At 71.9% G+C, this 11,490-nt stretch carries 8 protein-coding genes and 1 pseudogene; 3 read left to right on the forward strand and 6 right to left on the reverse strand.

Annotation, left to right across the window (positions count from 1 at the left end; translation table 11 throughout):
* Positions 1–156 precede the first annotated feature (156 nt).
* Positions 157–2,424, reverse strand: coding sequence for an MMPL family transporter (locus ACIHCQ_RS19155; RefSeq protein ID WP_399663439.1), 2,268 nt, complete (start codon positions 2,422–2,424; stop codon positions 157–159).
* Positions 2,425–2,546: 122 nt separating this feature from the next.
* Positions 2,547–2,762 (reverse strand): annotated as a pseudogene (locus ACIHCQ_RS19160) (TetR family transcriptional regulator); the annotation flags it as partial.
* Here ACIHCQ_RS19160 and ACIHCQ_RS19165 point away from each other — a divergent pair.
* The 3 genes from ACIHCQ_RS19165 to ACIHCQ_RS19175 all read left to right on the forward strand — a co-directional run bounded on the left by ACIHCQ_RS19165 (position 2,670) and on the right by ACIHCQ_RS19175 (position 6,523).
* Entirely contained in the window at positions 2,670–3,116 is a 447-nt protein-coding gene (locus ACIHCQ_RS19165) for a hypothetical protein (protein WP_399663583.1), read from the forward strand. The pseudogene ACIHCQ_RS19160 and the gene ACIHCQ_RS19165 sit on opposite strands and share 93 nt — an antisense overlap.
* Before the next feature lie 333 nt (positions 3,117–3,449).
* The gene (locus ACIHCQ_RS19170; RefSeq protein ID WP_399663441.1) at positions 3,450–3,725 is read left to right on the forward strand and encodes a hypothetical protein; all 276 of its coding nucleotides are present in this window, start codon (positions 3,450–3,452) and stop codon (positions 3,723–3,725) included.
* Positions 3,726–3,784: 59 nt separating this feature from the next.
* Positions 3,785–6,523, forward strand: coding sequence for a helix-turn-helix transcriptional regulator (locus ACIHCQ_RS19175; protein WP_399663444.1), 2,739 nt, complete (start codon positions 3,785–3,787; stop codon positions 6,521–6,523).
* Here ACIHCQ_RS19175 and ACIHCQ_RS19180 read toward each other — a convergent pair.
* From ACIHCQ_RS19180 to ACIHCQ_RS19195, 4 genes are read right to left on the reverse strand one after another with little or no spacing between them, the layout of a single operon-like run.
* Positions 6,474–7,556 (reverse strand): XdhC family protein, encoded by a 1,083-nt coding sequence (locus ACIHCQ_RS19180; protein WP_399663446.1) that lies wholly within the window; start codon positions 7,554–7,556, stop codon positions 6,474–6,476. The genes ACIHCQ_RS19175 and ACIHCQ_RS19180 overlap by 50 nt on opposite strands.
* Before the next feature lie 4 nt (positions 7,557–7,560).
* Positions 7,561–9,795, reverse strand: a complete 2,235-nt coding sequence (locus tag ACIHCQ_RS19185; RefSeq protein WP_399663448.1) for a xanthine dehydrogenase family protein molybdopterin-binding subunit — start codon at positions 9,793–9,795, stop codon at positions 7,561–7,563.
* A complete protein-coding gene (locus ACIHCQ_RS19190) occupies positions 9,792–10,772 on the reverse strand; it encodes an FAD binding domain-containing protein (protein ID WP_399663451.1) in 981 nt (326 codons plus the stop codon). The genes ACIHCQ_RS19185 and ACIHCQ_RS19190 overlap by 4 nt, the downstream gene beginning before the upstream one ends.
* Positions 10,773–10,774: 2 nt before the next feature.
* Positions 10,775–11,383 carry a (2Fe-2S)-binding protein gene (locus ACIHCQ_RS19195; RefSeq protein WP_399663454.1) on the reverse strand — a complete coding sequence of 203 codons (609 nt, stop codon included), beginning with the start codon at positions 11,381–11,383 and terminating at the stop codon, positions 10,775–10,777.
* Between the last annotated feature and the right edge of the window lie 107 nt (positions 11,384–11,490).

The raw sequence follows: 11,490 nt of genomic DNA on the forward strand, positions 1-11,490 counted from the left end.
ATGCACGGTCGAAGCGGCGGGGACTGGAAACGAAGCGGAAGCCACCGCGCCAGTCCCCGACCCCACAGAGAAGCCCTCCGCCTACCGATAGCGCCCCCGGTCTGATGAGGTGCTCACCGCACACCATCAGACCGGGGGCCGCCTAGGTCTGAGCACTCAGAACTTCACCAGTTCCCGCTCCGCATCCGGATCCGCACCCTTCGAATCGCCCAAGCCGGGCGAGCCCGACGAGTGGGCCGAGTCGCCAAGCGTCCGCAGCCCTTCCCCCTCGACATCCACGTTCGGCAGCACCCGGTCCAGCCACTTCGGCAGCCACCACGCCTTCTTGCCGAGCAGGGCCAGCACGGCCGGGACGATCGCCATCCGCACGATGAACGCGTCGAAGAAGACCGCGATCGCCAGGCCGAAGCCGATCATCTTGACCATCGCCTCGCTGGAGCCGATGAAGCCGGCGAAGACCGCGATCATGATCACCGCGGCGGCCGTCACGACCCGCGCGCTGTGGTTGAAGCCGGTCACCACGGCCTGGCTCGCCTTCTCGCCGTGGATGTACGCCTCTCGCATCCGGGTGACGAGGAACACCTCGTAGTCCATCGCGAGGCCGAAGACCACACCGATCATGAAGATCGGCATGATCGCCACGATGGGGCGGGTCTCCTCGACGCCCACGAGGTCGGCCATCCAGCCCCACTGGAAGACCGCGACCACAGCGCCGAGGGCTGCCATCACGCTCAGCAGGAAGCCGAGGGCCGCCTTCAGTGGGACGAGGATCGAGCGGAAGACCACGACCAGCAGCAGGAACGCCAGGCCCACGACCAGGGCCAGGTACGGGATCAGCGCGTCGTTCAGCTTCTGCGCGACGTCGATGTTCATGGCAGTGGTGCCGGTGACCAGCACGTCCGCGTCCGTGTCGGCCTTGATCTCCGTGCCCGCGTCCCGGATGCCGTGCACCAGCTCCTCGGTGGTCACCGACGACGGCTCGGAGTCCGGGATCACTGTGATCGTCGCCGTGTCGCCCGCCTTATTGGGGGCGGCCGGCATCACGGTTGCGACGTACTTGAGGCCCTTGATCTGGTCGGTGACCTCAGTGAATGCGGCATCCGGGTCATCGCTCGCCTTCGCGTCGACGACGACCACCAGGGGGCCGTTGAAGCCGGGGCCGAAGCCCTCGGACAGCAGGTCGTACGCCCGGCGCTGCGTCGTCGAGGTCGGCAGCGAGCTGTCGTCCCCAATGCCCAGATCCATGGAGGCAGCGGGGATGGCGGCGGTGCCGAGGCCCACGATGCCGAGGAGTAGGACGGCGATCGGACGGCGTACGACGAACCTCGCCCAGCGCGTGCCCATGTTGGGCTTGGCCTTGGCCGAAGCGGCCTTCCGCGCGGCCCGGGCGCCGCCCAGGAACTTGCTCTTCTCGCCCGCCGGCTTGACCCTCCGACCCGCGTAACCGAGCAGCGCGGGGATCATCGTCAGTGCGATGAGTACCGCGATGGCGACCGTGCCCGCGGCCGCCACGCCCATCTTCGTCAGCATCGGCATGTTGACGACGGCCAGGCCCACCAGCGCGATCACGACCGTAAGGCCGGCGAACACCACCGCCGAGCCCGCGGTGCCGACGGCCCGGCCGGCCGCCTCCTCACGCTCGCGGCCCTCGGCCAGTTCGGCCCGGTAGCGGGAGAGGACGAACAGGGCGTAGTCGATCCCGACCGCCAGGCCGATCATCGAGGCCAGCGTCGACGTGGTCGAGCCCAGTTCGAGCGTGCTGGCGAGGGCGGTGATCGCCGAGACCCCGATGCCGACGCCGATGACCGCCGTCAGCAGCGGCAGGCCGGCCGCGACCAGTGAGCCGAAGGTGATGACCAGGACCACAGCGGCGACCGCGATACCGATGACCTCGCCGGTGCCGGTCTCGGGCTGCGCCAGGAGTGCGTCACCGCCGACCTCCACGGTCAGCCCGGCGTCCCGCGCGTCCTGCGCGGCCTCCTCCAGGACTTCCCGGGTGCCGTCCTCCAGTTCCATGCCGGGGACCTTGTACTTGACCGACGCGTAGGCGATCGTGCCGTCCTTGCTGACGGCGTCGGCCTTGTACGGGTCGGCGACGGAGGCGACCTCGGAGCCTTCGCCCAGCTCGTCGACCGTCTTCTGCACGGTGTTCCTGTTGGCGGCGTCCGTCATCTTCTCGCCGGCGGGTGCCTTGAAGACGACGCGGGCGGTGCCGCCGTCGGCGCTCATCCCGGGGAAGCGCTGTTCCAGCAGGTCGAAGGCCTTCTGGGCCTCGGTGCCGGGGACGGAGAAGGACGTGTTGCCCGCCGCGGGGGCGCTGGCAGCGCCGAAGCCCGCGAGCGCCAGCAGTGCGACCCATATGAGGGCGACGAAGTGCCGTCGCCTGAAGGCGAGTCGGCCGAGTCTGTAGAGAAACGTGGCCACGAGGGCGTACTCCCAGTCAGGTCGTGGGGTGTTCAGGGCAGGGGTGATCAGCCCGGCGGGGAGGCAGGGTTGATCGGCCCGACGACGTGAGCGGTCACGTCAGGTGCTGAGTGCGGGGTTTGTCAGGCGGTGGGCGCGCCGAGGGCGGGGAGGGCCACGGCGTCGATGTACGTAAGAAGGAGGAAGTAATGCGTCGGCGGCTGTTCGTCGATCAGCGTGTGAGCGGCGAAGGCGCCGCTCATCATGTGCATCGTGAACCTGATGGCCGGGGTGTCCGCACGGACCTCACCCCGGTCGACCGCCCGCCGCAGCATGGGACGGTACTCCGCCATCACTGGGAGACAGCCGAACCGCCGGCGGCCGGGCACGCGCCCGCCGAGGCGATCGACCTCATCCTGGAGGCCATCGCCGAGCGCGCGCGAGCGCGGCTTTCGCGGATCGCCGTTCATGAGCGGGCCGCCGAGTACTCGGCCGCCCATCCGGTCCGCGGCCTGGTGACGACCCACCGGAACCGGATCCGCACCCTTTTCGGGGAGTTACCGACCCGGCTCGGCCACGCCGAAGCGGAGTCGGCCGCCGGTGCACTGCTGAAGCTGTACGACGGTGCGATGGCCGCCGGCCACCCGGACGACTCGACGGCGGCGCACAAGACCCTGCTGGACGCGGTCCGATTGATCCGATCGGGAAGCTGACCCCAACGGGGGCTCGCGCGAGACCGGTCACCACGGCGTCGCGTACCGGTTCGCGACAGCTGGCTGGGCGCGCGGCGTCCGGCTGGCGAGGAGCTCACCGACGGGGGCCACCTCGACCCTGGAGCGGATTGGTTTCATGGAAGTTCTTCATCCCTGTTCGACGTGCACCGGGGCCCCCGCGAGAGTCCTCCGGCTGGAGGCGGACCCGCCCAGACAGCCCAGAAGTCACTCTCCAGAAAGACCGGTCGTTCTACCGCTCGACAATAGCTCCCCCGAGGTCTTCGCGCCACAATTCGACCCGATTGAGAGGTCCCTCACTCATCCGTCAGTGGCATGGGAGACCCCCGGCGCCGGAAGTGCCCGAAGATCAGCGAGGTGCTGCCACTGCTGTACGTGCATGGCCAGCAGTGGCAGGCCGACCGCGCCGTGTTCTTGACCGCGACCTCCCGGAGGTCGACTGCGCGGGCGCGGACCGGCATCCACCTCAACGTCCGCCTGGAAGAGGCCAAAGCCTGCGTACTCGTCCTTGTCGGCGGCCACGACGAGGATCTCCGCGGCGGTGTCCACGCCGATGCCGAATATGACCGCCAGCGCGTTCGAGGCCGATGACGAACCGGTCTGGTTGCACAGGCCGACATCCCAAGGCCCGCCCCAGGTAGCCTCACCACATGCTCTACGGGCGGCAGGAGGAACTCCAGGCACTGAGCCGGCTTGTCGCCGAGGCCAGTGCGGGCCGGGGCCGAGCGTTGATCGTGCAGGGGGATGCCGGGGTCGGGAAGACGGCGCTGCTACGGCGGGCCGTTGCTGCGACCGACAGCGGCACGCGTGTACTGACCTGCTCGGGCGTCCAGGCCGAAGTCGCCCTGGCCTTCAGCGGACTGCAGCGGCTACTGACGCCGCTGCTCGACCAGTTGCCGGAGCTGCCGGACGATCAAGCCGCCGCGCTGCGCAGCGCGTTGGGCCAGTCCAGCGCGCCCGCCGCGGATCTGATGGTCCGTACGGCCGCGCTGTCCCTGATGGAACGGGCCACGGCCCGCACCCCCCTGCTGCTCGTCGCGGACGATCTGCACTGGCTCGATCTGGCCACCGCCGGTGTGCTGCTCTTCGCCGCCCGCCGCCTCAAGGGCCGCTCCATCGCCTTCCTCGCCGCCGTCCGCGAAGCCGGGGAGGCCACCCAGGACCTGCCACAGCTCACACTCCGCGGGCTCGCCCCGGACGCCGCGTCCGCCCTCCTCGACGAGCACGGGTGGGGGACACCGGGTCCGGCCAGGCGCGCCGTCGCCGCCGCCGTGGGAGGCAACCCGCTGGCGCTGCAGGAACTGATCCGGCTCGGCAGTCCGGCAGAGGTCGCGGAGAAGGTCGTGCTCACCGGCACTGCCCCGCTCAGCCTGCGCCTTCGCGAGGTCTTCGCCGAACGCACCCGGGAACTGCCCGAATCGGCCCGCACCCTCCTGCTGGTGGCGGCAGCGGAAGACAACGGCCACACCGCCACCGTGCTCGCCGCAGCCGGACGGCTGGCGGTCGACGAGCAGGCACTGGACGTCGTGGAGGCCGCCGGGTACCTGGAGGAGGTGTCGGGTGCCCGGCTGCGCTTCCGGCATCCGCTCGTACGGGCCGCGGTGTACGCCGACGCCTCCTCTCGCCGACGTGCGCTCGCGCATCGCGCGCTGGCAGACGAGCTGGCGACGCAACACCCGGAGGGCGGGCAGCACGAACGGGCCGTGTGGCACCGCGCGCTCGCGGCCACCGGCCCCGACGAGCACCTGGCCGAAGCGCTGGAAGCCAGCGCGGAGACGGTGCGCCGCAGGGGTGGACTCGCCGCGGCCGCGGCCGTACTGCACCGAGCCGCGCTGCTGAGCCCCACGGAGCAACAGCACACCAGGCGGCTCGCCGCCGCGGCCCACGCCGCCTGGAAGTCGGGCAGCCCGCAGCTCGCCCACCCCCTGCTGAGGGAGGCGCTGTCCCGGCCCGCGGACGCCGAGACCCAGCTGGAACTGGACCGGCTACGGGGCATGATGGAGCTCTGGGGCGGCGATCAGCAGGCGGCAGCAGCCCGGCTCCTGGCCAGTGCGGGCGCTCTGGCCGACCGGTCCCCCGAGAAGGTGGTGACCCTGGCCTTCATGGCGGTGGACGGGGCGCTGCGCGCCGACCTGACGGACGAGGCCCTGCGGGCCGCGCGGCTCATCGAGGCCGCCGGCGGCGAGGATCCCGGGTATGCCCGGTACGGGAGCTGGCTGGCGGACGCAATCGTAGGCCGTCCCCTGGACGGGCTGACCCCCTGGCGGATCCTCCAGGCCGCGCCAGAGGGCCTCAGCCGCAACGATGCCCACCTCCACGTGTGGCCCGCCGCGCTGAGCAACCTCGGGCCCTCCCCCCGGATGGCCCGCTCCTTCATCCTGGAAGCCTGCGACCACTTCGCAACGTCCGGCACGCTGGCGGTCCGCGGACTCCTCCTGTCGTGGCTCGCGGACCTGGAGTACCGGACCGGACTGTGGCCCGAGTGCGAGACGCACGCGCAGGAGGGATTGCGGATGGCCCGGGACGTCGGGCAGCCCGTCCTGGAGGCGGACCTGCTTGCGGTGCTGGCCCTTATGTCCGCCGGGCGCGGCGAGGCTGCGGATTGCCGCGCGCACGCCGAACGCGCCCAAGCTCTGGCGGTGCCGCAGGGCAACAGGTCGGCGGCGGGCACCGCGCAGTGGGCGCTGGGGCGGCTGTCCCTCGCCGCCGGCGACTACGCGGAGGCCTGTGAACGGCTGGCGGCGCTCGGCGAGCCAGGCTCACCGTTCGCCCACGGCCGGGTGGCCCGGCAGGCCATCCTCGACGTGGTGGAGGCGCAGGTGCGCGCGGACCGCAGGGAAGCCGCCGAACAGTCGGCGCGGGCGTTCGAGGAGTGGTCGGAGCAGAGCACTCTGGCCTGGCCCGAGCTGTCCCGGCACGGCATCCGCGCCCTGCTCGCGGAGGGAGACGCGGCGGACAAGCACTTCCAGGCAGCCCTTTCGGCTGCGGGCGCGGCGGACGCTCCGCTCGCCCGGGGGCACACGGCGCTGCTGTACGGCGAGTGGCTGCGGCGGAACCGGCACGAGGGCGAGGCCAGAGCACAGCTGCGCTCGGCCCTGGAGACGCTGGCGGGCCTCGGGGCGCGGGGCGAGGCGGAGCGCGCCCGCGCCCAGCTGCGTGCGGCGGGCGGTGCGCCAGGGCGGCGTGGCGGCGATCCATCGGCTCGGCTGACGGTCCAGGAGCTGCAGGTCGCCCGGCTGGCAGCGGAGGGGCTGAGCAACCGGGAGATCGGCGCGCGGCTCTCCTTGAGCCCGCGGACCGTCGGCTACCACCTGTACAAGGTGTTCCCGAAGCTGGGCATCAGCAGCCGCTCCCAACTGCGCGACGCGGACCTGGATGCCGTGGGCTGACCCGTACGGCGACGAGTTGGGCCGCGATCGCCGTGGCGACCTCGGCCGGGGCGCGACCGCCGAGGGGCAAGCCGATCGGCGAGTGGATCGCCGAGCGCCCCGCCTCGTCGAGTCCGGCGTCGCGCAGCCGTCCGCTCCGGTCACGGACCGTCGCCGCCGAACCGATCGCGCCAAGGTAACCGACGCCCACGTCGGCGGCTTCCAGCAGCGCCGGAACATCGACCCGCGCGTCGTGCGTGAGCACCACGACGGCGGAGCGGCCGTCGAGCGCGCCTTCGCCGCGCAGGGTGCGCAGCCCCGTCTGCGGCAGCCCGGGGAGCACCTCCACACCGGCGTCCCGTGCCTGCGCCGCGAACACCGGGCGGTGCTCCAGAACGACCGGCCGGTAGCCGAGCTCGCCGCCGATCCGGGCCAAGGGCCGGGCCACCGGTGTCCAGGTGACGATCGCCAGCAGCGGCGGGGAGGCGTGTGCGGCGACGAAGACGTCCGGATGCGGACCGGAGCCAAGAACCGCGGTGCCGCCTTCGGGTAGCAGACGCCGCGCCGCCGCCTCGGCATCGCGGTCCACCTCGCCCGCGCCGACGCTGCCCTCCCGGCCGCCGTCCGGCAGCACGACCAGGTGGCCGGGGCCGGCGCTGCTCAGCCGGACGGCATGAGCGACGGGGCGCCCGGCCCCGACCGCCGCGGCCAGGACGGGCAGCCACCAGGCGTCGTCCGGCGGCACCGGCTCGATCCAGACCGTGATCGTGCCCCCGCAGGTCAGACCGACGTCGAACGGTCCGCTACCGGGGCCGGCGGGCCCGTAGCGGCGCAGCACGGGGCGGCCGTCGCGCAGCACGTCCTGCGCGGTCGCGGCGACGTCGGCGTCGACGCAGCCGCCGCTGATCGCGCCGAGCACCGCGCCCTCTCTGTCGACGGCCATCGCCGTGCCCACCGGCAACGGCGTGCTGCCGACCGCGTCGACGAGGGTGGCCAGGGCGAACGGCCGGGACTCGCGCCACCACCCCGCCAGCTGCGGAAGTATGTCGCGCACGGCGTCAGCCCACCAGCTTGTCGGGGGTGATCGGCAGGTCGGTGATCCGCTTGCCGGTGGCGTGATGAACGGCGTTGGCGATGGCCGCGGCGACGCCGACCGAGACCACCTCGCCCATGCCCTTGCTGCCGTGCGGATGCGCGATGGTGTCGGGCTCGTCGATGAACAGCACCTCAATGTCGGGGACATCGGCGTTCACCGGGATGTGGTAGTCGGTGAGCGCGGGGTCGATGTAACGGCCGGAGACCGGATCGGGCGTCAGCTTCTCCATCAGCGCCCAGCCCATGCCGAACACGATGCCACCCTGGGCCTGGTTCCTGGCCGCCTTGTGGTTGGTGATCCGGCCGACGTCGAAGACCGCCACGTGCCGGGTGACGCGGACCCTCGGCAGGTCCGGGTCGATCCGCACCTCGGTGAAGTGCGCGCCGAATGTGGCCACGGCATGGGAGGTCCGGGGGGTGTAGCTTGCCTCGGCCACAACCGGCTTGCCGTCGTGGCGGGCCAGCAGGGCACGATACGTCTCCCCGCGCTTGGTGTCGTCCCGGTGGAACAGCCTCCCGTCGGCCGCCTCGACCTCGCCGTCCGCCAGCCCGTACAAGGGCGAGTCCGGGTCGGTGACGGCCATCCGCACCGCGGCCCGGCGGGCCTTCTCCGCGGCGAGGTGGACAGCGGAGCCGGTGTAGCCCGTGGTGCGCGAGCCGGCGTTGCCCGCGGTCCTGGGCAGATCGGTGTCGCCAAGGCGGACGGCCACCCTGCCCAGGGGCACCCCCGTGCCCGCCGCCGTGATCTGGGCAACGAGTGTGAGGGCCCCGGTGCCGATCTCCTGTGTGGCCGTGCGCACTTGGGCCGTCCCGTCGGCGCGGATCTCCACCTCGGCCCGCGCCTGGTCGGGGATTTCGCCGCGTACGGCGGTGGCCATGCCGTAGCCGACCAGTTCGCCGCCGTCGCGCATCGAGCGGGGCTCGGCCGTGCGCCGGGCCCATCCGAAGCGCTCGGCTCCCATCTCGTAGGCCTGAAGGAGGTGCTTGGCGCTCCACGGCCTGCCGCTCAGCGGATCCGTGGTCAGGTGGTTGCGGCGGCGCAGCTCCAGTGGATCCATGCCGAGGCGGTAGGACAGTTCGTCCATGGCGCTCTCCAGGGCGAACGAGCCGGGGGCGTCGCCCGGGGAGCGGAGGCTGATGGACGGGCCGATGTTCACCTTCGCGATCTTCGCGTCCACGGCCAGGACCGACGCGGCGTAGGAGGAGGCGGTGGAGATGATGGCGGGCTCGGGCCGGTCGCCGCGCACCTCGGTCGCGTTCACGGTGTCGTGGAGGATTACGGCGAGCCTGCCCTCCCTGCTGGCACCGAGCCGGATGCGCTGGACGATCGGCGGTTGGTGGCCCGTCGAAGTGAACACCTGCTTGCGGCTGAGCACGAGTTTGACGGGGCGTCGGACCACCCTGGCCGCGTGCGCCGCGAGCAGGGAGTGCCCCCACACGTCGGTTTTGTTGCCGAACGCCCCGCCGACCAGCGGGGACAGCACCCGGGCGCGTTCCGGCGGCAGCCCGAACACGGCGGCCACGACCTCCCGGTGGCCGTGCACGTCCTGGCTGCAGTCGTGCAGCGTGAGCGTGCCGCCCGACCAGTCGGCGACCACGGCGCCCGGCTCCAGCGGCACGTGGCTGAAGTGCGGCACCCGATAGGTGGAGTCGATACGCACGTCCGCGCCGGCCAGTGCCGCCAGCGGGTCGGCGCCGGGCGGGAGCACCAGGTGCTGCGGCCATGGCGGCCTGATGAGGCGTCCGCTCGCGGTATAGGCGTCGGGCAACGCCTCCTCGAACGTAGGCACGGGTTTGTGCACTTCGTAGTCGATGTCCACGAGCGACGCGGCGTGCTGGGACTGCTCCAGGCTCTTGGCGACGACGATCGCGAGGTGCTGCCCGTAGTAGGTGATCTTGTCGTCGGCGAGCGGGAAGCGATTCTCGAGGTAACCGGTGTCGGCGGGGGTGCTCCGCCACGGCATCCGGTCGCGGTGGGTGATGACGGTGAGCACGCCGGGTGCGGCCAGGACACGGGTGGTGTCGATACGGTTCACCCGGCCCGCGGAGATCGTGCTCGTGACGATGGTGACGTGCGCCATGCCCCTCAGGTGCACGTCCGCGGTGTAGCGGGCCGAGCCGGTGACCTTGTCGCGCGCCTCGACGCGGTTGACCGGCGCGCCGATCCCGGATTCGGGAACCTCGGTCCTGGACCTCATCGCGCACCTCCGAGTTCGGTGAGCGCCCGCCGCACGACCGCTTGGGCCAGCTTCACCTTGTACGTGTTGTCGGGGCGCGGGGCCGCGCCTTTGGTCGCCGCGCGGGCGGCCGCGTCGATGGCGTCCTCGTCGAAGGGCCGGCCGAGCAGGGCGTGCTCCGCCGCCCTCGCCCGCCAGGGCTTGGGCGCGACGCCGCCCAGCGCGATCCGGGCCGAGCGGACCGTGCCGCCGCGCACCTCCACGGCGACGGCGGCGGACGCCAGCGCGAAGGCGTACGAGGCGCGTTCGCGGAACTTGACGTAGTGGGAGTGCGCCGAGGAGGCACGGCCCGGCAGCTCGACCGCGAGGATGATCTCGTCGTCGCGCAGCATGACTTCACGCTCGGGCGTGCGGCCCGGCAGTCGGTGGAAGGCGTCGATGGGAATACGTCGCTCCCCACGGGGCCCTCGGACGACGATCTCGGCGTCCAGTGCCTGGAGCGCGACGGCGCAGTCGGACGGATGGACGGCGATGCAGGAGCCGCTGGTGCCCAGGATGGCGTGTCGGCTGCTGTCACCCTCCAGCGCCGCGCAGCCGGAGTCCGGCTCGCGGCGGTTGCAGTCGAACTCCGGCTGTCGGTAGTAGGGGCAGCGCACCCGCTGCAGGAGGTTGCCGCCGAAGGTGGCGCGGTTGCGGATCTGCGGGGACGCACCCGAGCGCAACGCCTCGACAAGGACGGGGAAACCCCGCACAACCCGCGGGTCGTCAATGGCATTACGGCACAGCGCGCCGATGCGCAGCCCGCCGTCCGGCAGGGCGGAGATCTCGTCGAGGGCGAGCCCGTTGAGGTCGATGAGATGGCTCGGTCGGCGAATGCCGTCGCGCATCAGGGTGGTCAGATCGGTGGCCCCGGCGATCACCTCTGCCTCGGGGTGGCGGGCGAGGAGGCCGACCGCCTCGCCGACGCTTCGTGCGCGAACGTACTGGAACGGCTGCACGCCTACCGCCCCTTCGCCATCGTGGCCGAGGCCGACGTGATCGCGTCCCTGATATTGCAGTAGGCCGCGCACCGGCACAGGTTGCCGCTCATGGCTTCGGGGATGCGGTCCTCGGTGATCCCCGGCTGCTCCTTCTCGAGCAGCGCGACAGCCGACATGATCTGTCCGGAGGTGCAGAAACCGCACTGGAACGCGTCGTGGTCCATGAAGGCCTGCTGCACGGGGTGCAGGCGGTCGCCGTCGGCGATGCCTTCGACGGTGGTGACCTCCTGTCCGTCGTGCAGGACCGCGAAGGTGAGGCACGACAGGACGCGCTGTCCGTCGAGCAGCACGGTGCACGCCCCGCACGCCCCCTGGTTGCAACCCTTCTTGGGGCCGGTGACGCCGACCTCGTCGCGCAGGGTGTCGAGGAGGCTGCTGCGCGGGTCGACGGCGAGCTTCAGGCGCTCGCCGTTGACGGTGAGGGAGACCTGTCGCATCGCTTCGGCGGCGGGCGTGCCCTCCGCCGGTGTCGCGGACAGGTACGAACCGGCCGCTACGGCGGCTCCGACGGCCAGTCCACCGCCGACCACGACGCGGCGACTGGGTTGTGGGGACACCTCGTCCAGCATGGAGTGCGCTCCTTTCTGTTCGGGCTTTCAGCCTTCGCCCTGGTCGTTCCGTTTACATCTGTCACTTCGACCGGTCTCGTGGCCACGCCGCCCCTCGGGGTGGGCGA

It is taken from the genome of Streptomyces sp. NPDC052236, from assembly GCF_044548015.1.
In the GTDB taxonomy this organism is placed as follows: Bacteria; Actinomycetota; Actinomycetes; order Streptomycetales; family Streptomycetaceae; genus Streptomyces.